This window comes from Pseudomonas sp. FP2300, from assembly GCF_030687595.1.
Lineage (GTDB): Bacteria > Pseudomonadota > Gammaproteobacteria > Pseudomonadales > Pseudomonadaceae > Aquipseudomonas > Aquipseudomonas bijieensis.
The window spans coordinates 5,654,239-5,674,801 of the sequence record NZ_CP117440.1; the positions used below are offsets into that span (position 1 = coordinate 5,654,239).

Consider the following 20,563-nt stretch of genomic DNA (forward strand, 5'->3'; position numbering starts at 1 on the left):
AAAAAGCCCCGCGCTTCTCTCGAAGGCGGGGCTTTTTCATGGGTGTCAGCTGTTCAAACAGCGCCAAGTCGTTCGACCATATCTGGAAACTTCTCGACCAGTTTGATCAACAAAGCCGCCTGGGCGTTAGGCTTGGATTTTTCCTGTTCCCAATTTCTCAGGGTACCTGGACTGGTCCTGATGCTCTTGGCGAAAACGGCTTGGGACATGTGGAGCTTGTCGCGCAAAGCCACGATTTCCTGGGCCGACACCTCGGGAACCGGTTTGTCTTCGATCGATATCTGGCGAAGGGTAATCTTGCCCTCGCGGTGAGCGGCCATCTCCTCGACGCCTTGCATCATCTCGGCAAACAGATCGCGCTTTTTCATAAGGTACCTCGTACTTTCAACTCAGCTTCTATGGCGCGCTTGAGCGTCTTCTCTTGCTCGGAGGTCAGGTTTACCAACTCGTCCTTGTCATAAATCGCGAACATCCAAAACTGACGATCGTTCATGAGCCAATAGTAAATGACTCGCAACCCACCGCGCTTCCCTTTGCCACGACGCTCATCGAACCAGCGCAGCTTACGAAAGCCGCCGGTACGTGGCATGACGTCACCGACCTCTGGATGCTCCAGCATATAGGACTGAAGCAGACGATACTCATCATCAGTCAGGTAATGGCCAACCGTGGCGGTGAATGTGGTCGTTTCAAAAAATAGGGTACGCATGGTGGAAACTATAGGCAAGTTGCGCATAGATCAACAAACCAAAATCTATTGCGACGAATGACAGTCCATCCATGCCCATCTAGAAAAAAAGCCCCGCGCTTCTCTCGAAGGCGGGGCTTTTTTGTGCAACGTCTGGAGCTTAAGGCGCGTAAGTCAGCAACAACTCACTCGGCACTTTGAAGTCCAGGGACATCATGACGCTCAGGGCGGTGATGGTGAAGATCGAGAACACGAACAGCTTGCGTGCCCAGACCGTGTCATCCACCGCCTTATAGCCGGTCCAGGCCATGTACAGCCAGTACATGCCCATGGCGGCGGCGACGGCGAGGTAGCTCATGCCGGCGTAGCCGCTGAAGGTCAGCATCAAGGTCGCCACGAGGAAGGCCAGGATGTAGAGCAGGATGTGCTTCTTCGCCACCCGAATACCACGCTTGACCGGCAGCACCGGAATCGAGGCCGCCAGGTAGTCGTTGAAGCGGAAGATCGCGATGGCATAGGAATGCGGCATCTGCCACAGGCTGAACATCACCAGCAGCGTCAGCGCCGCCATGTCGAAGCTGTTGCTCACCGCGACGTAACCGATCACCGGCGGCATCGCCCCCGACAGACTGCCCACCAGCGTGCCGTGGACCGACTTGCGCTTGAGGTACAGGCTGTAGAGGCCGACGTAGATGACAAAACCGATCACTGCGAACAACGCCGCCAACGGGTTGGCGACCCAGTACAACAGCGCGACACCGGCCACGCCCAGCACCGTGGCGAACACCAAGGCCAGTTGCACCGGGATCAGGCCCTGAACCAGGGCGCGGTTCTTGGTGCGCTCCATCTTGATGTCGATGTCGCGGTCGATGCAGTTGTTGAACACGCAACCGGACGCCACCACCAGGGACGTGCCGATCATCGCCGCCAGGAAGATGGCCAGATCGACATGCCCTTTGGAGGCCAGGAAAAAACCGCCTGCCACAGAAAGCACGTTACCGAAAATGATCCCCGGCTTGGTGATTTGGATAAAGTGCTTCAGGGACATCCGGATTTTCCTCAGTGCGCCATCATGTTGGTATGGATGCTGAACATGATCCACAACGACAGGCCAACCAGCAGGACGATCACGATCGCGGCAAAGACAAACGCGACCACGTTGTTACGTTGGGCGGCGGAGCGGTCCAGGTGCAGGAAGTACACCAGGTGCACCAGTACCTGGACCACGGCGAAGATCAGGATGATCCACAGGGTCAGGCTTTTCGGCAGCGTTGGGTACATCACCAGGCCGAACGGAATGACGGTCAGGATCACCGACAGGATGAAGCCGATGGCGTAGGACTTGACGCTGCCGTGGCCGGCGTCGTGGCCATCATGGGAATGAGCGTTAGCCATTTACAGGGTCCCCATCAGATAAACAACGGTGAATACGCAGATCCACACCACGTCCAGGAAGTGCCAGAACAGGCTCAGGCAGCTCAGGCGCGTCTTGTTGGTGGCAGTCAGGCCGTTTTTCTGGACCTGGTACATCATGATCGCCATCCAGATCAGGCCGCTGGTCACGTGCAGACCGTGGGTACCGACCAGGGTGAAGAACCCGGACAGGAAGCCGCTGCGGTTAGGGCCGAAGCCCTCGGAGATCAACATGTGGAACTCGTTGATCTCCATGCCGATGAAGCCGGCACCGAACAGGAAGGTCATGGCCAGCCAGCCCAGGACCTGGGTTTTCTTGCCCTTGAACAACGCCAGCATGGCGAAGCCGTAGGTGATCGAGCTGAACAGCAGCAGCGCGGTTTCGCCCAGTACGTACGGCAGCTCGAAGATGTCGTGGCCCGACGGGCCACCGGCGACGTTGTTAACCAACACCGCGTACGCTGCGAAGATCGACGCAAACAGAATGCAGTCGGTCATCAGGTAGAGCCAGAAACCGAATACGGTCATCTCGCCCGAGTCGTGGTGATGGTCATCGTGCCCATGGTCTTGACCATGGGCGTGTCCAACATTGGTCACTAAGTTCGACATGGTTTAAGCCTGTTCCAACGAGGTTTCAACACGGGTGGCGGTGGCTGGGACTTTCCCGGCCGCTACCAGACGTTTGTGCTGCTCGGCTTCGATGCGCTCGATGACATCCACCGGCACCATGTAGCCCTGATCGTCACGGGCGGCATGGATGGCGAAATACACCACGGTGCCGACCAGGCTGGCGATGGCCAGCCACCAGATGTGCCAGATCATCGCGAAACCGAACACGGTCAGCAGCGCCCCCATGACCACACCGGTGGCGGTGTTGTTGGGCATGTGGATCGGCTCGTACCTGGCCGGAACCGGGTACGCGGTACCGTTTTCCTTGGCTTCGGTGAACGGGTCGATGACGTCCGCTTTTGGCAGCACGGCAAAGTTGTAGAACGGCGGTGGCGAAGAGGTCGACCATTCCAGGGTATGGGCATTCCACGGGTCGCCGTGTTCGCACATGTTCTCTGGCTTGTTGCGATCGCGCACGCTGACATACAACTGGATCAGCTGGCAGGCGATACCGACGGCGATCATCACCGCACCGAACATGGCGACGTACAGGTACGGCACCCACTCAGGGTTGGTAGTGGTGTTCAGGCGACGGGTCATGCCCATGAAGCCCAGTACATACAGCGGCATGAACGCGACGAAGAAGCCGGTGATCCAGAACCAGAACGCGGCCTTGCCCCAACCTTCGTGCAGCTTGAAGCCGAACGCTTTAGGGAAGTAGAAGGCGAAACCGGCGATGTAGCCAAACACGGCGCCACCGATGATCACGTTGTGGAAGTGCGCGATCACGAACAGGCTGTTGTGCAGCACGAAGTCAGCACCCGGGATGGCCAGCAGTACGCCGGTCATGCCGCCGATGGCGAAGGTCACCATGAAGCCCAGGGTCCACATTACGTGGCTGGTGAAACGCAGGCGGCCCTGATAGATGGTGAACAGCCAGTTGAACAGCTTCACCCCGGTCGGGATCGAAATCAGCATCGTCGCCAGGCCGAAGAAGGCGTTGACGCTCGCCCCGGAACCCATGGTGAAGAAGTGGTGCAGCCAGACCATGAAGCCCAGCACCGAGATCGCGCCGGAAGCGTAGATCATCGAGTGGTGGCCGAACAGTTTCTTGCCGGAGAAGGTCGAGATGACTTCGGAGAAAATCCCGAACGCCGGCAGGATCAGGATGTACACCTCAGGGTGACCCCAGGCCCAGAACAGGTTGACGTACATCATCGGATTTCCACCCAGTTCATTGGTGAAAATGTGGAAATCCATGTAACGGTCAAGCGTCAGCAAAGCCAGGGTAGCGGTCAGGATCGGGAAGGAGGCGACGATCAGGACGTTGGCCCAGGTGCAGGTCCAGGTGAAGATCGGCATGTCCATCAGCTTCATGCCCGGGGTACGCATTTTCACCACGGTGGCCAGGAAGTTGACCCCCGTCAGCGTCGTACCCAACCCGGAAAGCTGTAGCGCCCAGATGTAGTAATCCATCCCCACGCCCGGACTGTATTGCAAGCCCGACAGCGGCGGATAGGCAACCCAACCGGTCTTGGCAAATTCGCCAACGCCCAGGGACAAGTTGATCAGCACCACGCCCGATACCAGCAGCCAGAAGCTCAAGGAGTTCAGGAACGGGAAGGCCACGTCGCGGGCGCCGATCTGCAGCGGCACTGCAAGGTTCATCAGGCCGGTGAAGAATGGCATCGCCATGAAGATGATCATGATCACACCGTGGGCGGTGAAGATCTGGTCATAGTGTTCAGGCGGCAGGTAGCCAGGCGAACCCTCGGTGGCCATGGCCAGCTGGGTACGCATCATGATGGCGTCGGCAAAACCGCGCAGTAGCATGACCATGGCGACGATGATGTACATCACGCCGATTTTCTTGTGGTCGACCGACGTCAGCCACTCGGTCCACAGGTAGGTCCACTTCTTGAAATAAGTGATGCCTGCAAACAATGCCAGACCACCGAGCGCGATGATGGCGAGGGTCACCATGACAATCGGCTCGTGGAACGGGATCGCTTCCCAACTTAATTTACCAAACATCGTTTACTCCTCTGCCCCGGCAGCTGAATGCGAGCTCATGTCCATCCCTTCCATGTTGTGAGCCACTTCCTTCTCGTTCTTCTCGTGGTGCATCGGCTTGCCCGGATTCATCCCTTCATATTTGTCGATGATGGTCTGGAACAGGTTCGGCGTAACCGACGAGTAGAGTTCGACTGGGTTGTTCTGGCTCGGTTTGGAAAGGGCTTCGTATTCAGCTTTTTCAAGCTGTTTAGGTGCCTTCTTCACATCGTTGACCCAGGCGTCGAAATCTTCCTGGGTCGTGGCGATTGCTTTGAACTTCATGCCGGTGAAACCCGCGCCGCTGTAGTTGGCGGAGATACCGTCGAGTTCGGCGTTCTGGTTGGCGATCAGGTGCAACTTGGTCTGCATGCCCGCCATCGCGTAGATCTGGCCGCCCAGGCCCGGGATGAAGAACGAGTTCATCACGGTGTCAGAGGTGACCTTGAAGTTGATCGGCGTGTGGGCCGGGAACACGATCTTGTTGACGGTGGCGATGCCTTGTTCCGGATAGATGAACAGCCACTTCCAGTCCATCGAGACCACTTCAATGGTGATCGGCTTGACGTCGGAATCCAGCGGACGATACGGGTCCAGGGCGTGGGTCGACTTGTAGGTGACGTAACCCAGGGCAATGATGATCAGCACCGGAATGGTCCACACCGCCACTTCGATCTTGGTCGAGTGCGACCACTTCGGCGTGTAGGTGGCATTGGTGTTGGTCGCGCGGTACTTCCAGGCGAACAGGAAAGTCATGACGATGACTGGCACGACGACCAGCAACATCAGCAACGTGGCGGTGATGATCAGGTTTCGTTCATCCAGGCCGACCTGGCCCTTGGGATCGAGCAGGGTCATGTTGCAGCCTCCCAGCAACAACGTGCCGAGCAGCGGCAGCAAGCCTAGTAATCGGGGGTACCTGTTTTTACTCATCTCACGACCTCTAAAGCAGCTTGCGCAATGCAGTTGGGTTTTGATCGCCAACACTTCACCCTGCCAAGGGTTGGCATTTTCTTGGATTGAATAAGGGCTGCCCGTCGAACGTCAGCGGCTGTTCGACACATCCTGGGCCAGCAGTGAGTTCTTATTCGTTGGTCAAAGGCCTAGTTCAAGCCCAATTCCATTTGGTGCGGATAGTTGGAGGCACCGACACCTGGGGTCGCATGGGGCGCTGGCGCCCTTCGACCACTCTCGTGCTCAAGCTTGAGCCGGGTCGGAAAATCGGTGCGGGCGATTGTAGTGAGCTGACGCGCTGTAGACCATGTCTCATCCCGAAATAATTTTTATCCGATCCGGCAACAATCTCTTGCCAATATTGCAACGGGCAAGCATGTTATCGAAATTCATTCTCAACAAGAACCCCAAAAAACGTAGGCCTACTACGCCCGATTTAGACAGCTCGGGAGGACCGCCAAGCGCTTTTTTGCCCGGCAAGCGCCCAGTTTTCGGGGCCTCTGGCGCCTGACGCTTCGCTGTTAAAAATGCCTGCTGCCAGCGATGCGCTTGTTGCGAAAGCAGACGTTTTTTTATTACAGGGAGAAGCGCTTAATCGGCCTCGCAAAGGCAGAGCGCCTCAAGATATGTGACAACATGTCGCACATTGTCGCAGGCCATTCTTGCCTCGGATCAAGGACGACCCGGCTCGAGAGTGAAACGCAAAACGCCCCGGCTCTCCTGGAGAGAAACCGGGGCGTTTCATTAAGGCGGTTCAGCGAATCTGTTTACGGTTACGCGACACCAGCAACGGCACCAGCACCGCCGTCAACACGAAGGCCACCAACGCCCATTGCGCCAGGGACAGACCCAGGATCGGTGGGTAGGGGGTGGAGCAAAAGCCATCGACCTGGAAGCCCAGCGGGAAGATCTTCGCCAGCGGCAGGTCATCGACAATCGGTTGCAACACGTCGATACCGCAGCTGACCGCGGGGAAGAACTGGGTGTACACGTGATGCCCCGCCACCCCGGCACCGGCCAGGGCGCTGAGCACCACCAGGCCTTCGAAGATCGTCAGGCTGCGACGGGTGCGCATGGCTGCGCCGATGAAGGCGAAAATCGCGATCAGCAACAGCGCATAGCGTTGCAGGATGCACAGCGGGCATGGTGCCTCACCGAGGGCCACCTGCATGTACAGCGCACCGCCGATCAGTGCCAGGCAGATCAGCCCCAGCAGCACCAGGTAGCGCCGCTCACGGCCCAACCGCATCATTTCCTCACTCATTGCGTTTCCCTTTGTCTGCATGGATCGACGCGCAGCACGGCAACACTCGGGTGCGCGCTCGGATGCCCGAAGTCTACACGCAGACCATGACAGTGAACGAGCAGCGGGCGTCGACATTGGAGGGGAATAGACCGCAAGAAGGTTAAGAGCAGATTAATGCGGGTCCGTTGAACAGGGGCGGACCTGCCGCCGCTATCGCGAGCAAGCTCGCTCCCACAGGGGGATTTGGGGCGAATGCGGATTTTGTCACCACACAGATCCAGGGTGGGAGCGAGCTTGCTCGCGATAGCGGTGGGTCAGCTTGCATTGATGTTGAATGTGCCGATGCCATCGCGAGCAGGCTCGCTCCCACAGTTTTTTGTGGCGTTCACAGGAATCGTGTCCACCACAAATCCCCTGTGGGAGCGAGCCTGCTCGCGATGAGGCCAACCCGGTTCCCCGGATTAGCCGTGACCTTACTCCAGCGCCGCCGCCGGGCCGAAGAATTCGTAACGGCTCTGCTGGTCCGGCACACCCAAGGCCTTGAGGTGGCGCTTGACGGCCCCCATGAAACCCTTCGGCCCGAGGAAATAGGCGTCCAGGTCACGTTGCTGCGGCAGCCATTGCGCCAGTTGCTCCTGGCTCAACAGCCCCACCTTGTCGGCCGCCGGGCTCAAGCCGTCGTCTTCGTCGTAGCAGTAGAAGCGCTTGAGCTGCGGATGCCGCTTGGCCAGGTCGTCGATCCAGTCGCGGAAAGCATGGGCACTGCCGTTGCGCGCACAGTGAATGAAATGCACCGGCCGCTCGGTTTGCAGCGCCGCCTGCAACATGGCCAGGGTCGGGGTGATGCCGACGCCGCCACTGATCAGCACCAACGGCTTGTCGCTGGCGGTCAGGTAGAAATCCCCGGACGGCGGGAACAACTGGATGCGACTACCGACATCGAAATGATGATGCAGGTGATTGGACACCCGCCCACCCGGCTCGCGCTTGACGCTGATACGGTACTGACCATTGTCCGCCAGCGCCGACAGTGAATAGTTGCGGCGCACTTCCTCGCCATCGAGCATCAGCTTCATGCCAATGTACTGGCCCGGTTCGGCCACCAGGATCGGGCCCTTGTCCGCAGGTTCAAAGTAGAACGAGGTGATCTCCGAGCTTTCCTGGACCTTGGCCGTCAGGATGAACTCTCGTTCGCCACGCCAGCCGCCCGGCGCCTCGGCCTTCTTGTCGTACATGTCGGCTTCGGCGCCGATCAGGATATCGGCCAACTGGTTGTAGGCTGCGCCCCACGCCGCAATCACTTCGGGCGTGGCGATCTCTGCGCCCAGCACTTCGGCGATTGCCCGCAACAGGCATGAACCGACAATCGGGTAATGTTCCGGCAGGATCTGCAGGGCAACATGCTTGTTGACGATCTTCGCCACCAGGTCGCCCAGTTGATCGAGCTGGTCAATGTGCCGTGCATACATCAACACACCGTTGGCCAAGGCGCGCGGTTGATCGCCGCTGGCCTGGTGAGCCTGGTTGAACAGCGGGCGCACCTGCGGGTATTCGGACAGCATCATGCGATAGAAGTGAGTGATCAACGCTTCACCCCCGCTTTCCAGCAACGGAACGGTGGAGCGAATGATGGCGCGTTCTTCTCGACTGAGCATAGGGTGACTCCTGGCATATGATCGATAACAGTTACCTAAGCCTTATCAGTTTCCATGCCATAAACTTTTCCATTTAATATCAGTAAGTTAAAAACACTGTAGTCATAACGACACGGCGCGCTTTATAGTCGTTACGACTACATGGAGTCATTATGACCGCAACCGCCCTGCTGACCTCCCTGCTGCCACTGGTGGCCGATCTGTCCCGCGAATTGCCTGAAGGCGAACGCTATCGTCGCCTGCTCGGCACCTTGCGCGCCCTGCTGCCCTGCGATGCGGCGGCGTTGTTGCGCCTGGACGGCGACTGCCTGGTGCCGCTCGCCGTGGATGGCTTGAGCACCGATACACTGGGCCGGCGGTTCCGGGTCAGCGAACATCCGCGCTTCGAAGCACTGCTGGCCAACCCGCAGCCCACCCGCTTCGCCGCCGACAGCGGCCTGCCCGATCCGTATGACGGGCTGGTCGAAGGGTTGGCCGAGCATCTGGAGGTCCATGACTGCATGGGCTGTCCGCTGTTCGTCGACGAGCGCCCCTGGGGCCTGCTGACCCTCGACTCCCTGGACCCGGAGCGCTTCGAGCCCATCGACCTGAGTGCCCTGCAAGCCTTCGCCAGCCTCGCCGCCGCCACGGTCAGCGCCGCCGAGCGCATCGAGCGGCTGGCCTTGAAGGCCGAGGACGAGCACCGTCGCGCCGAGGTCTATCGCCAGGCCAGCGGCCAGCAACCTCGCGACATGGTCGGCCAGAGCAAGGCCCACAAGCGCCTGGTGGAAGAGATCGCGCTGGTGGGCGGCAGTGACTTGACCGTACTGATCACAGGCGAAACCGGTGTGGGCAAGGAACTGGTCGCCCAGGCCATCCATGCTGCGTCAAAACGCGCCGAGCAGCCACTCATCAGCCTCAATTGCGCCGCCCTGCCGGATACGCTGGTGGAAAGTGAACTCTTCGGCCATGTACGAGGCGCCTTCACCGGCGCCACGAACGACCGGCGCGGCAAATTCGAACTGGCCGACGGCGGCACCTTGTTCCTCGATGAGGTGGGTGAGCTGTCCCTGACCGTCCAGGCCAAGTTGCTGCGAGTGCTGCAGAGCGGCCAACTGCAACGCCTGGGCTCGGACAAGGAACATCGGGTCGACGTACGCCTGATCGCGGCCACCAATCGCGACCTTGCCGAAGAAGTGCGCAACGGCCGATATCGGGCCGACTTCTACCATCGCTTGAGTGTGTATCCGTTGCAGGTGCCGGCGCTGCGTGATCGTGGGCGGGACGTGCTGCTGATCAGCGGGTTCTTCCTGGAGCAAAATCGCTCGCGCATGGGCCTGGGCAGCCTGCGCCTGACCAGCGACGCCCAGGCGGCACTGCTGGCCTACGACTGGCCGGGCAACGTGCGCGAACTGGAACACCTGATCGGCCGCAGCGCCCTGAAGGCCTTGGGTCGGTGCACGACACGCCCGAAAATCCTCAGCCTCAGCGCCCAGGATCTGGATTTGCCCCAGGCTCCTGCGGATAACCCCGCACCTTCGTCCCTCAGTCCGGCACCGGCCATGGCGCAGGTGAGGGGGGACTTGCGCGAAGCGGTGGACGAGTTCCAGCGCCAACTGATCGCGGCCTGCCTGGAGCGTCACCAGCACAACTGGGCCAGCGCCGCCCGGGAGCTGGGTCTGGACCGGGCGAACCTGGGGCGGATGGCAAAACGGCTTGGCCTGAAATAGTGGCTGGAGGTGCTTTTGTGGCGAGGGAGCTTGCTCCCGCTGGGCTGCGAAGCAGCCCCTATCAACGGCAGCGCGGTTTCGAATCTTACGACCGCTACGCGGCCGAGCGGGAGCAAGCTCCCTCGCCACAAAAGCTATCCCGCACAAAGACCTGATGACGGCAATCAATGCTATCGACAAGCTTTTGCCCTAAAGCCTGTCCTCGACAAGTCGATAACCCAATATCACAAGCTGTTCTGGCGATCGGTATGCTCGCCCCACCTTTTTCCACAGAAGGTTTTTATGTCTTCCAACAAAGCCCGCGCAGATTCACTTTCGCTTCTGCTGTTTACCTTGCGCAGCGGCAAGCTGATGGCGATCAACCTGCTCAAGGTCAGTGAGATCATTCCCTGCCCACCGTTGACCAAGCTGCCGGAGTCGCATCCGCACGTCAAAGGCATCGCCACCCTGCGCGGGACATCGTTGTCGGTGATCGACCTGAGCCGCGCCATTGGCGAGCGGCCACTGGAAGATCCGGATGGCGGCTGCCTGATCGTCACCGACGTCAGCCGCTCCAAACAGGGTCTGCATGTGCAGGCGGTGAGCAAGATCGTGCATTGCCTGACCACCGACATCAAACCGCCGCCCTACGGTTCCGGCGGCGTGCGCTCGTTCATCACCGGCGTGACCTCGGTGGACGGTACGCTGGTGCAGGTACTGGACATCGAAAAGGTCATCCACGGTATAGCACCGGCGCAGATCGAAACCGCGCCAACCGAATTGAGCATGGAAGACGCCGAAGTCCTGGGCAACGCACGGATCCTGGTGGTCGATGACAGCCAGGTCGCGCTGCAACAATCAGTGCACACCCTGCGCAACCTGGGCCTGCAATGCCACACCGCTCGCAGTGCCAAGGAAGCCATCGAGTGCCTGCTGGACCTGCAAGGCACGGCCGAACAAATCAACCTGATCGTCTCCGACATCGAAATGTCGGAGATGGACGGGTACGCCCTCACCCGGACCCTGCGCGAAACGCCGGACTTCGCCCACCTCTACGTGTTGCTGCACACCTCGCTGGACAGCGCCATGAACAGCGAAAAGGCCCGGCTGGCCGGCGCCAACGGCGTGCTCACCAAGTTCTCCTCGCCGGAACTGACCAAATGCCTGATCACGGCGGCCAAGGCTGTTGCCGAGCAAGGTCACTGAGGCACACCCGATCGGTCCCGGGCGGCCTGGGATCGATCGTCGCCCGGCACCATTCAGGCATACTCCTGCCCTGGCCTCCCAGAATAAGGACATTGCTGATGAAACCCCAAACCCTGATCCTCCTTGGCCTCACTGCCCTGGCCCCCCAGACCCACGCCTCCAGTCCCGACGCGTGGGCAGCCCACGATAAAGCCGTACTCGCCAGTTGCCTCAAGGCCAGCAGTTTGAAAGACGCCGAACCGGTAGGCACTGCCGCACAATTCGACGACCGCGTCGGTTACACCGCGTTGCTGCTGCAAGGCCAGTACCCGCAAAAGCACATGAAAGGCGCGAGTGGCACCGAGCTGTGCCTCTATCGCAAGAAAACCAAGACAGCCTATGTCACCGAGTGGGACTCGATCCGTCCGACCGATAGCGCCCGGTGAATGGCGCATAACTTGCTTCGCAACAGCTGATAGGCGTGTTTCCGTCGCCGTGTTTCAGCCTTCCCCATCGGTCGCCCAATGAACACAACGTTTTCCTGCGTAGGGTGCGGCAAATGCTGCACCGATCACCACGTTCCCCTGACCCTCGACGAGGCCCGCATGTGGGCGGACGATGGCGGCCAGGTGATTGTCCTGGTGGAGGCCTTCCTACCGAACGGCCTCGGCCTGCCGACGGTACAACGCGAGCATGCCGAGCGCCGCTCGGCGGTGGTCCACAGCGGCAGCACCGAGGCCTTTGTGGCGATCACTTTTGCCGCCTACAACGTCGGCCGCTGTCGGAATCTTGACGAAGAAAACCTCTGTCGCATCTATGAGCGTCGCCCCTTGGTGTGCCGTATCTATCCGATGGAAATCAATCCGCACATTCCCCTCAATATCGCCGTCAAGGAATGCCCTCCCGAGTCATGGGAAACCGGGCCACAACTGATACTCGGCGGTGAACTGGTCGACCAGGAACTGGCTCGGTTGATCGAGCGCTCACGCCAGGCCGACCGTGAAGAGATCGCCATCAAGGACCGCATCTGCGCCGCCCTCGGCATCCGCACGACGGCCCTCAAGGGCGACGGTTTCACCGCATACCTGCCGGACATGAGCGCATTCGTGGCAGCCCTCGATGAGGCGCGCCGGCAACCGGCGCAACAACACTTCAGTCAATGGCAGTTCCATCTGTCTGGCGACGACGTGGCCAGCCAGGTATCGGCCTGTGGCGCACAGGTGGTTACTGAAGCGCCGGTCAATTACGCCTTTATTTCCTTGCGGGCGGCATAAGATTTTTTAGTGGTTACAAAATCTGAGCCCACCACAAATCAAATGTGGGAGCGGGCTTGCTCGCGAAAGCGGTCTGGCATTCAAAATCAATGCAAGCTGACCCGACGCCTTCGCGAGCAAGCCCGCTCCCACAGGTGGAGTTTGCGATACCCCAGTCAAGCTCCCCCTCGCCTAACCCTCGCCAGGAATGTTAGCGTGCTTGGTATCTTCTCCCAGACGAGCCTTGCACGATGAAAAAAACCGTACTTGCCTTCAGCCGTATCACGCCCCAGATAGTCGAGCGCCTGCAACAGGACTTCGACGTGATCGTGCCGAGCCCGTCCAAGGGCGACATCAACGCACAGTTCAACGAAGCCCTGCCCCACGTCCATGGGCTGATCGGGGTCGGTCGCAAGCTCGGGCGCGAGCAGTTGCAGGGCGCCGCGAACCTGCAAGTGGTCGCCAGTGTCTCGGTGGGCTACGACAACTATGACCTGGCCTACTTCAATGAGCGCGGGATCATGCTCACCAACACCCCCGACGTACTCACCGAAAGCACCGCCGACCTGGCCTTCGCCCTGCTGATGAGCAGCGCCCGTCGCGTAGCCGAGCTGGACGCCTGGACCAAGGCCGGGCAATGGCAGGCGACAGTCGGGCCGCAATTGTTCGGCAGCGATGTGCATGGCAAGACCCTGGGTATCGTCGGTATGGGCAACATCGGTGCAGCCATTGCACGGCGCGGCCGGCTGGGCTTCAACATGCCGATCCTCTACAGCGGCAACAGCCGCAAGACCGAGCTGGAAAACCAGTTGGGCGCACAATTTCGCGAGCTGGATCAGTTACTGGCCGAAGCGGACTTCGTCTGCCTCGTGGTGCCATTGAGCGAGAAGACCCGTCACCTGATCGGCCAGCGCGAACTGAGCCTGATGAAACCGAGCGCCATCCTGGTCAACATTTCCCGTGGCCCGGTGGTGGATGAACCGGCACTGATCGAAGCCTTGCAAAACAATCGCATCCGCGGCGCCGGGCTGGATGTCTACGAGAAAGAACCGTTGGCCGAATCGCCGCTGTTCCAGTTGAAGAACGCCGTCACCCTGCCCCATATCGGCTCGGCGACCCACGAAACCCGCGAAGCCATGGCCAATCTTGCTGTGGATAACTTGCGCAGCGCTTTGCTGGGCGAGCGTCCGCAGAACCTGGTCAACCCGCAGGTCTGGAAGTAACCCGCCTGGCAGGCCCTGTCGGGCGGGCCTGCCATTCCTTTCGATTCAGCGAGCGCCCAAGACCACATTTGCTGGCGCTGGTCGCGGCTTGCGAAATACCAGCACGTTGCCCAGCATGACCAGGACCAATCCCACCAATGCCGGCGCGGTCCACTGATAGCCCTCGGCAAACGCCGAGACGTTCAACGCCACCACCGGGAACAACACCGTGCAATACGCCGCCCGCTCCGGCCCCATGCGCCCCACCAGCGTCAGGTAGGCGGTAAAGCCGATCACCGACCCCGGGATCACCAGGTACAACAGCGAACCGATGTAGCGCGTGTTCCATTCCATGTTGAACGGGATGTCCTGGAACAGGCACCACAGCGACAGCATGGCCGCGCCGTAGGCCATGCCCCAGGCATTGGTGGTCAGCGGCTTGAGGCCGGCTTTCTGTTGCAGGCTCGAGAGCATGTTGCCCGCCGAGAAACACAAGGTCCCCAGCAACGCCAGCGCCAACCCAAGCAAGGTTTGCGGACTTGCGCTGTGGCCGGCCAGCTCCGGCCAGAACAGCAGCGCCAACCCCAGCAGACCCAGGGCACCACCCAACAGCACGTTGCGCGCTATCCGCTGACCGAAGAACACGCGGGCATTGAGGGCATTCCAGAGCGTGGCGGTGGAAAACACCACGGCGACCAAACCACTGGGAATCCATTGGCTGGCGGTCAGAAAGCACATGAAGTTGATGCAGAACAGACACAGGCCCTGGGCAATGCAAATCAAATGGCCGCGCCGCCCCATCACCTGCAAGCGCCGGCTGAGCAAGAGCATCGCAAACAGAATCAGAGCCGCGAGACCGAAGCGATAGACAATCGACACGGGAATGGCGACCACGCCCAATTGCAATTTCAGCGCAATCCAGGTGGTGCCCCAGATGAGCACGGTGAGCAGATACAACGAGAGGTTCATGGCGACGACTCCTGACAATGACAGCCAGTGTCACGCCACTGCGCCTGCGGCACTTGCGTAAACTTGCGGTTTTTGTCGACAGACAGGCTGGCACGCCCCCATCGACGGAGTAGGATGCAAGGCGTTGGAGAGAACCGATCATGCCCACACTGCAAACCCTGCAAGTCTTTCAAGCCCTCAACAGCTCGCCCAATGCTCGCCTGGAGCACAGTGCCGAGCTCGGGGACGGCATGGCGGCCGCTTTGTGGAGCAATCATCACGACGCCCGGGACTATGAGGCGCCGACCCACCATACGCTGTCGTGCTACATCGCCGGCGGCACCGGCACGTTTCGCCGCGAACGGCCCGACACCACGGGGGCACCGGACAAACTCTGCATCCTGCCGGCCGGGCATGAGTCAGCCTGGGTCATCAACGGCGACATTCGCCTCGCCCACCTGTATTTCAGCGCTGAACAATTCGCCCTGGGGTGCGTCACGCTGCTGGATCGCGAGCCTCGACAGGTGCAATTGCACGAGGAGACATTCCTCGACGACCCGCGACAGGCACAGCGTTTTCGCCAGTTGATTGCGCTGAACTGGGATGAACCGGGCGAACGCCTGCTGACCACCAGCCTGGCCCACGATCTGCTCAACCACCTGCTGCTCAGCCAGGTGGGCCAGCGCCAAGGGCTTCGCCTCAAGGGCGGCCTGGCCGCTCACCAGCGGCGGTTGCTGGTGGATTACGTCGACAGCCACCTGGCCGACGCCATCAGTCTCGGTCAATTGGCGGCGCTGTGTGCGTTGTCCGAATACCACTTCGCGCGGATGTTCCGCGAAAGCTTCGGGCTGCCGCCTCACCAGTACGTACTGGCTAGACGCTTGACCTGCGCGCAACACTTGCTGCGCACCACTTCACAACCGCTGGGCGACGTAGCACTGGCCTGCGGGTTTGCCAGCGCCAGCCACTTCACCAACCGGTTCCGCCAGGCCTTGGGCGCGACGCCCGGAGAGTATCGGCAGGCGTTTTTGCGCTAGCCCCGGCTATCGCCATCGCGAGCAGGCTCGCTCCCACAGAAGTCCTATGCTGAACATGAAACTCAAACCCAATGAAGCTCCAGTGTGGGAGCGAGCCTGCTCGCGATGACGTCGGCACATCCAACATCCATGCAAGCTGCCCCACCACTATCGCGAGCAGGCTCGCTCCCACAGAAGTCCTATGCTGAACATGAAACTCAAATCCACTGAAGATCCAGTGTGGGAGCGAGCCTGCTCGCGATGACGTCGGCACATCCAACATCCATGCAAGCTGCCCCACCACTATCGCGAGCAGGCTCGCTCCCACAGAAGTCCTATGCTGAACATGAAACTCAAATCCACTGAAGATCCAGTGTGGGAGCGAGCCTGCTCGCGATGACGTCGGCACATCCAACATCCATGCAAGCTGCCCCACCACTATCGCGAGCAGGCTCGCTCCCCCATCGATTGCGCTTCTCCAGATAACAGTTCACATACAAAAACAAAACGGGCCTGCAATTGCAGGCCCGTTGTTCAGTCGAAATTGAAATGGACGGGGTTTCAGCCGTGAAGCGAAGCCCGTTCGTTCTCGAGGAATTCTTCTTCCAGCAGCGCATCGGCCAAGGCTACGGATTCGCTCGGCTTGTCAACGGCGGCGCGCTTGCCGCGCAGTTTGCCGAACAAATGCTCCAGGGCATTTTCAAGTTTGGTGGCCGCACCTTCGATCGCCAGTTCCAGCGATTCGGCCTTGTGCGTCACGGAAATCGGCTGATGGCCCTTCGGCCGTGCTTCAAGCTGGCAGCGCAGGTCATGGGGACCCGGCTTGTCGCCGTTCTCATCGCGCAAATGAACCTCGACCCGTGTCAGGTCCTCTTCATAACGTTCGAGCGTGCTTTCGATGGTAGTACGTACCCACTCCTCCAGTCGGATGCTGCTTTGAATATGGTTATCGCTGTTGACTTGGATTTGCATAGTTCATCCCTTATTTCAGCTAGCTCGCCGGGGGCCATCGACGTTGATGCAACGGCCCCTTGAATACAGAGTCGGGCTGGAGGAGGAACAATTCAACCCCTGGAAAAAGATAAATATTCATACGCAAATAAAGCCGGACAACGAGCAAAAGCGCTGTTAATGTCGGGAGTTGCCCTGCCCTGCCTATCCAGCGCAAATCGTCCCTGCCTCCTGCACCGTCAACGAACATCCGCGCGTTATTGCCCCGAAACGGGCAGCGGCCACGGCCGCATTCCAGAGCGTTCGGCGCCCAGGCTCCGCGATCATTGTCCGACAGTTTTTCCGGCATGCCACTTGCTAACTCTATGCAGGAGCTGCCGCAGGCCGCGGTCTTTTGATCCTGGGCCTGTCCGGCCCCGGAATCTTGAGATGAACACGATCATGGAATGGCCGATGGTCTGGTGTTGCGAACTAATCCCGATCACGGCCGGTCAACAACTGCACGTTCAATCAGGCGGTGACGCATCATGGACAACCCTTTTCAGATCATTACCGACGCCTTTGCGCCGCATTATCAAATCAACCTGAGTATTCAGGGCCTGGACGGCAGCATTATGCTGACCCTGTCCAAAAGCGGGCGCGTCGTCGCCAAACGCATGATCAGCGCCCAGCAGCGCAACGATCCGGAGCGGCTCAAGCGCCTGGTGCAGAGCATTCAATTCGGTATCGCCATCGAACAGGGCCACAGTGCCGTGGCCATCCTCGAAGCAATGACCGGCGGTGACAACATCAAGCTGCCACCACCGCACGCACAGGGGCCAGCCTCCGCAGCCACCGGCCTCTAGATTTCCCCCTTCTCCACTTCGGCATGCTCACTGGAGCCCGCGCCAACCTTGCGGTGCGGGTGCTCGATCTTGACCGAAGGGAATTGCGACGACGCATAGCGCACCACCAGGATCGAAAACGCCAGTAGCAGGATGCCTCCGCACAGGTAAATGATCCCCAGGTCTGGTGGGCTGTGATGGGAAACATTGGAAATCAGCAGCCGTGTCAGCGCCGTGATCGCCACGTAGATCAGAAACCGCACCGGCATGTGGTTGGTCTTGAAGTAGATCCCGACCATCGCCCCCAATTCCAGGTAGATGAACAACAGCAGGATGTCATCGATCTTGATGTGTCCTGCCTCGATCATCTGCAAGAACTCCATCACCGCTGCCCACGCGGTCACCGCACCGATGGCGAACAGCGCCAGGTAGTGAAAGGTCTCGACGAACAGGTTTCCCAGGGATTCGGCCAGTTGATGGACGTTCTGGCGCAAATTCTCGGCCCAGTTGATTTTCACGATGTAGTTTCCTTAGGTCGGCTCGACCGGATGATGCGGGTTGGACGTGACGGTTGTTCTGCATGCAGAAAAAAGGCCAGCGACTGAGAGTGAGATGGCGATAGGCTGGTATGCGGCACTTTTGGTGGCTTCATGCGGCCGGATCGCGAGCAAGCTTTGCTCCCACACAAGCTTTGCTCACATTAGCTTCGCGCTCACATGCAGAAACCGGTCTACATTAAAAAGCCACTATCCAAAGCAAAAGGATTCGCTTATTCTTTTGCCTGTATATAAATACAGTAGTCACAAAGACAACCAATGTGAAGGCATGTGAGGTGGTGAATGGCCGTCGAAGTGGTATACCGCAGCAGCCGAGATCTGGAGCGCTTGTTCATGGATAAAGCCGAAGCTGACCGTCATGACAAAATGCTGGAACTCGCCGAATTGCTGGCGGAGGTGTTGCAAAAAGCCGTTCCATCGCTGAGCGAGCAACAGGTCGAGGAAGCCGGGATCTACATGGCGAAGAATCGTGATGTGTTCGCCAAGGCTTTCAAGAGCCAGCCGGACGCCTTGTCCGAACTGCTCAACCCGTCGGACGAATGACCAAGAGATCGCCGCCTTGGGCAGCGCCTACACCGCGTAGGCGCTGCCCAAGGCGGCGATCTTTTTCAATAATAACGGCGTGGATCTGAATCGATCAGGCTGGCCAGCTTGGTCAGGGCGAAGCGCAGTTCATCCTGGCTGGTGGGCGACATCAACACCAACCGTACACATCGCGTAGTCCCCGAACGCTCAGCCTGGAACTGGGTGCCACTGAGCACCAATACACCGTTGGCCCGGGCGAGCATGGTGAATTCGTCGCTGGTCCAGGGCTCCGGCAGTGTCAACCAGACGTGATAGGAATACGGCTGGGTCTTGAGCTCGAAATTGGCAAAGATTTCCCGGGCGATGGCTTGTCGCCCCGCCGCCTCGTTGCGCTGGATGCGGATCAGTTTCTTGTCCAGGCCTTCGGTAATCACATTGCTGGCCAACTGCGCGGTCAACGGCGACGGCATCCATACACTGCTGCGCACCATCGAGGTCAGGCGCGACAGCAGTTTCGGCGGGCTGTAGATGTAACCGACACGAAGCGCCGGCATGACCGATTTCGACAGGCTGGTCAGGTACACCGACCGCTCCGGCGCAAAGGCCGACAGTGGCTTGATCGACGGATCGGTGGCCAGGAAACCATAGATGTCATCGTCCAGGATGATGAAGTCGAATTCCTCGGCAAGCGCAGCGATCTGGGCCCGACGCTTCTGCGACATGATCGCCGCCGTCGGGTTCTGGCACGTCGCCACGCAGACCAGCATCGCCGGCTTCTCCCGCAGGCACAGTTCGCGCAATGCTTCGGGAATGATGCCTTCGTCATCCATCGGCACGCCACGCAGGCGGCGCTCAAGGCCATGGGCCAGGGAAATGATGCCGGGGTAGCAAAGCGCTTCGCAGAGCACCAGGTCACCGGCGTTGGTCAGGGCGCTCATCGCGACCATCAAGCCATGCTGGGCTCCTGCGGTAATCACCACTTGCTGCCATTGCGCGTCGGGCAATGAATGGCGCAACCACTGCGCACCCGCCTCGCGATGAGCCGGGTGACCGCCATCCGGCGCGTAATCCAGTGCGCGAGCGAAATCGGTGCTTTTGGCCATGCCCACCAACGCACCGCGCAACCAGTACTCCAGGGTTTCGCTGTAGGGCTTGATGATCGAAAGATCGAGCAGTTCGGATTGCCCCAGGTTCAGCGGCGCGGAGGCACTGTTGCTTGCCGGCAGTTCCAGCTGCTTCTGGTTGAGCACGTAGGTGCCACGCCCCACTTCCCCCTGCACCAACCGACGCCGGTGGGCTTCGCTATAGGCCCGGCTGATGGTGCCCGGCGTGACATTCAAGGTGGTGGCCAGCTCCCGCAAGGTCGGCAGGCGATCGCCCTCGTTCAACACGCCATTGTTGATATCGCGCGCCAACGCATCGGCAATCGACAGATACATCGGCTGGTTGAACTCGCTTAGCTGGGGAACCCACATGAATGATCACTGCCCATCGTAGAAATGATGAATATCCGAGCATATCACATGGAGGTTAGGCAACTAATAATTCGACACAACCAACACATTGAGTCGATTGATTCGATTATTGAATGCTTTTTCAACACGGCATGAAGAAATTTTTACGAGCAATAATATTTATAAAAATCAAATAGTTAATAAAAAATAAAACCAAAAACAGCCCGTAATAGCAGAAAAATATCTCGTAACAATCCCGCCCCCTATTGAATCAACTCAATCCATTCAAATACACTGATCTAGAATCGAAGCAATCGACTCAATCATCCACCGCGCGCTCCTG

Annotated in this window: 21 protein-coding genes; 8 read left to right on the forward strand and 13 right to left on the reverse strand. The window is 59.4% G+C overall.

The genetic code is table 11. The features are described 5' to 3' along the window. Positions 1-53 precede the first annotated feature (53 nt). The 9 genes from PSH86_RS25070 to hmpA all read right to left on the reverse strand — a co-directional run bounded on the left by PSH86_RS25070 (position 54) and on the right by hmpA (position 8,617). The gene (locus PSH86_RS25070; RefSeq protein ID WP_003205391.1) at positions 54-368 is read right to left on the reverse strand and encodes a DNA-binding transcriptional regulator; all 315 of its coding nucleotides are present in this window, start codon (positions 366-368) and stop codon (positions 54-56) included. Continuing rightward, entirely contained in the window at positions 365-709 is a 345-nt protein-coding gene (locus tag PSH86_RS25075; protein WP_109754833.1) for a toxin, read from the reverse strand. Before PSH86_RS25075 ends, PSH86_RS25070 begins: the two co-directional genes overlap by 4 nt. A 139-nt stretch (positions 710-848) precedes the next feature. Next, a complete protein-coding gene (cyoE, locus tag PSH86_RS25080) occupies positions 849-1,736 on the reverse strand; it encodes a heme o synthase (protein WP_109754834.1) in 888 nt (295 codons plus the stop codon). A gap of 11 nt (positions 1,737-1,747) precedes the next feature. After that, complete coding sequence (gene cyoD / locus PSH86_RS25085; RefSeq protein ID WP_025211927.1) at positions 1,748-2,083, reverse strand: cytochrome o ubiquinol oxidase subunit IV; 336 nt, start codon at positions 2,081-2,083, stop codon at positions 1,748-1,750. After that, on the reverse strand, positions 2,084-2,710 hold the full coding sequence (locus PSH86_RS25090) for a cytochrome o ubiquinol oxidase subunit III (RefSeq protein ID WP_163856792.1): 627 nt from the start codon (positions 2,708-2,710) through the stop codon (positions 2,084-2,086). 3 nt (positions 2,711-2,713) lie between these two features. Further along, positions 2,714-4,744 (reverse strand): cytochrome o ubiquinol oxidase subunit I, encoded by a 2,031-nt coding sequence (gene cyoB, locus PSH86_RS25095; RefSeq protein ID WP_109754836.1) that lies wholly within the window; start codon positions 4,742-4,744, stop codon positions 2,714-2,716. Between the two features lie 3 nt (positions 4,745-4,747). After that, entirely contained in the window at positions 4,748-5,695 is a 948-nt protein-coding gene (gene cyoA / locus PSH86_RS25100; protein ID WP_003205397.1) for a ubiquinol oxidase subunit II, read from the reverse strand. Positions 5,696-6,470: 775 nt separating this feature from the next. Continuing rightward, entirely contained in the window at positions 6,471-6,980 is a 510-nt protein-coding gene (locus PSH86_RS25105; RefSeq protein ID WP_109754837.1) for a disulfide bond formation protein B, read from the reverse strand. 455 nt (positions 6,981-7,435) lie between these two features. Continuing rightward, complete coding sequence (gene hmpA, locus PSH86_RS25110) at positions 7,436-8,617, reverse strand: NO-inducible flavohemoprotein (protein WP_305485632.1); 1,182 nt, start codon at positions 8,615-8,617, stop codon at positions 7,436-7,438. 152 nt (positions 8,618-8,769) lie between these two features. On the opposite strand from hmpA, the gene norR reads away from it, so the two are divergent. From norR to PSH86_RS25135, 5 genes are all read left to right on the forward strand, one after another. Beyond that, positions 8,770-10,326, forward strand: coding sequence for a nitric oxide reductase transcriptional regulator NorR (gene norR, locus PSH86_RS25115; protein ID WP_163856784.1), 1,557 nt, complete (start codon positions 8,770-8,772; stop codon positions 10,324-10,326). A 282-nt stretch (positions 10,327-10,608) separates the two neighbouring features. Then, the gene (locus tag PSH86_RS25120; protein WP_109754840.1) at positions 10,609-11,511 is read left to right on the forward strand and encodes a chemotaxis protein CheV; all 903 of its coding nucleotides are present in this window, start codon (positions 10,609-10,611) and stop codon (positions 11,509-11,511) included. 98 nt (positions 11,512-11,609) lie between these two features. Next, the gene (locus tag PSH86_RS25125; protein WP_116833410.1) at positions 11,610-11,936 is read left to right on the forward strand and encodes a hypothetical protein; all 327 of its coding nucleotides are present in this window, start codon (positions 11,610-11,612) and stop codon (positions 11,934-11,936) included. Positions 11,937-12,014: 78 nt separating this feature from the next. Beyond that, positions 12,015-12,764 carry a YkgJ family cysteine cluster protein gene (locus PSH86_RS25130; RefSeq protein ID WP_109754842.1) on the forward strand — a complete coding sequence of 250 codons (750 nt, stop codon included), beginning with the start codon at positions 12,015-12,017 and terminating at the stop codon, positions 12,762-12,764. 230 nt (positions 12,765-12,994) lie between these two features. Beyond that, complete coding sequence (locus PSH86_RS25135) at positions 12,995-13,966, forward strand: D-glycerate dehydrogenase (RefSeq protein ID WP_305485637.1); 972 nt, start codon at positions 12,995-12,997, stop codon at positions 13,964-13,966. Positions 13,967-14,011: 45 nt separating this feature from the next. Here PSH86_RS25135 and PSH86_RS25140 read toward each other — a convergent pair whose 3' ends face one another. Next, positions 14,012-14,914 carry a DMT family transporter gene (locus PSH86_RS25140; protein ID WP_305485639.1) on the reverse strand — a complete coding sequence of 301 codons (903 nt, stop codon included), beginning with the start codon at positions 14,912-14,914 and terminating at the stop codon, positions 14,012-14,014. A gap of 140 nt (positions 14,915-15,054) precedes the next feature. Between PSH86_RS25140 and PSH86_RS25145 the strand changes: the two genes are divergently transcribed. After that, positions 15,055-15,930, forward strand: coding sequence for a helix-turn-helix domain-containing protein (locus PSH86_RS25145; RefSeq protein ID WP_109754845.1), 876 nt, complete (start codon positions 15,055-15,057; stop codon positions 15,928-15,930). 540 nt (positions 15,931-16,470) lie between these two features. On the opposite strand, the gene PSH86_RS25150 is transcribed toward PSH86_RS25145, so the two are convergent. After that, positions 16,471-16,881 (reverse strand): HPF/RaiA family ribosome-associated protein, encoded by a 411-nt coding sequence (locus tag PSH86_RS25150; RefSeq protein ID WP_109754846.1) that lies wholly within the window; start codon positions 16,879-16,881, stop codon positions 16,471-16,473. Between the two features lie 506 nt (positions 16,882-17,387). Between PSH86_RS25150 and PSH86_RS25155 the strand changes: the two genes are divergently transcribed. Next, complete coding sequence (locus tag PSH86_RS25155) at positions 17,388-17,705, forward strand: DUF3509 domain-containing protein (protein ID WP_109754847.1); 318 nt, start codon at positions 17,388-17,390, stop codon at positions 17,703-17,705. Here PSH86_RS25155 and PSH86_RS25160 read toward each other — a convergent pair. After that, positions 17,702-18,202 (reverse strand): phosphate-starvation-inducible protein PsiE, encoded by a 501-nt coding sequence (locus PSH86_RS25160; protein ID WP_047699631.1) that lies wholly within the window; start codon positions 18,200-18,202, stop codon positions 17,702-17,704. The two genes, PSH86_RS25155 and PSH86_RS25160, sit on opposite strands and share 4 nt — an antisense overlap. A gap of 321 nt (positions 18,203-18,523) precedes the next feature. Between PSH86_RS25160 and PSH86_RS25165 the strand changes: the two genes are divergently transcribed. Beyond that, complete coding sequence (locus PSH86_RS25165; protein WP_003205410.1) at positions 18,524-18,784, forward strand: YebG family protein; 261 nt, start codon at positions 18,524-18,526, stop codon at positions 18,782-18,784. Between the two features lie 65 nt (positions 18,785-18,849). Here the strand turns inward: PSH86_RS25165 and PSH86_RS25170 are convergent, their stop codons facing one another. After that, the gene (locus tag PSH86_RS25170; RefSeq protein ID WP_109754848.1) at positions 18,850-20,241 is read right to left on the reverse strand and encodes a PLP-dependent aminotransferase family protein; all 1,392 of its coding nucleotides are present in this window, start codon (positions 20,239-20,241) and stop codon (positions 18,850-18,852) included. Positions 20,242-20,563: the final 322 nt, after the last annotated feature.

Bases quoted from the DNA above. Each gene is read 5' to 3' on its own strand.
- PSH86_RS25070 (WP_003205391.1), bottom strand. From the start codon at position 368: ATGAAAAAGCGCGATCTGTTTGCCGAGATGATGCAAGGCGTCGAGGAG.
- PSH86_RS25075 (WP_109754833.1), bottom strand. From the start codon at position 709: ATGCGTACCCTATTTTTTGAAACGACCACATTCACCGCCACGGTTGGC.
- cyoE (WP_109754834.1), bottom strand. From the start codon at position 1,736: ATGTCCCTGAAGCACTTTATCCAAATCACCAAGCCGGGGATCATTTTC.
- cyoD (WP_025211927.1), bottom strand. From the start codon at position 2,083: ATGGCTAACGCTCATTCCCATGATGGCCACGACGCCGGCCACGGCAGC.
- PSH86_RS25090 (WP_163856792.1), bottom strand. From the start codon at position 2,710: ATGTCGAACTTAGTGACCAATGTTGGACACGCCCATGGTCAAGACCAT.
- cyoB (WP_109754836.1), bottom strand. From the start codon at position 4,744: ATGTTTGGTAAATTAAGTTGGGAAGCGATCCCGTTCCACGAGCCGATT.
- cyoA (WP_003205397.1), bottom strand. From the start codon at position 5,695: ATGAGTAAAAACAGGTACCCCCGATTACTAGGCTTGCTGCCGCTGCTC.
- PSH86_RS25105 (WP_109754837.1), bottom strand. From the start codon at position 6,980: ATGAGTGAGGAAATGATGCGGTTGGGCCGTGAGCGGCGCTACCTGGTG.
- hmpA (WP_305485632.1), bottom strand. From the start codon at position 8,617: ATGCTCAGTCGAGAAGAACGCGCCATCATTCGCTCCACCGTTCCGTTG.
- norR (WP_163856784.1), top strand. From the start codon at position 8,770: ATGACCGCAACCGCCCTGCTGACCTCCCTGCTGCCACTGGTGGCCGAT.
- PSH86_RS25120 (WP_109754840.1), top strand. From the start codon at position 10,609: ATGTCTTCCAACAAAGCCCGCGCAGATTCACTTTCGCTTCTGCTGTTT.
- PSH86_RS25125 (WP_116833410.1), top strand. From the start codon at position 11,610: ATGAAACCCCAAACCCTGATCCTCCTTGGCCTCACTGCCCTGGCCCCC.
- PSH86_RS25130 (WP_109754842.1), top strand. From the start codon at position 12,015: ATGAACACAACGTTTTCCTGCGTAGGGTGCGGCAAATGCTGCACCGAT.
- PSH86_RS25135 (WP_305485637.1), top strand. From the start codon at position 12,995: ATGAAAAAAACCGTACTTGCCTTCAGCCGTATCACGCCCCAGATAGTC.
- PSH86_RS25140 (WP_305485639.1), bottom strand. From the start codon at position 14,914: ATGAACCTCTCGTTGTATCTGCTCACCGTGCTCATCTGGGGCACCACC.
- PSH86_RS25145 (WP_109754845.1), top strand. From the start codon at position 15,055: ATGCCCACACTGCAAACCCTGCAAGTCTTTCAAGCCCTCAACAGCTCG.
- PSH86_RS25150 (WP_109754846.1), bottom strand. From the start codon at position 16,881: ATGCAAATCCAAGTCAACAGCGATAACCATATTCAAAGCAGCATCCGA.
- PSH86_RS25155 (WP_109754847.1), top strand. From the start codon at position 17,388: ATGGACAACCCTTTTCAGATCATTACCGACGCCTTTGCGCCGCATTAT.
- PSH86_RS25165 (WP_003205410.1), top strand. From the start codon at position 18,524: ATGGCCGTCGAAGTGGTATACCGCAGCAGCCGAGATCTGGAGCGCTTG.
- PSH86_RS25170 (WP_109754848.1), bottom strand. From the start codon at position 20,241: ATGTGGGTTCCCCAGCTAAGCGAGTTCAACCAGCCGATGTATCTGTCG.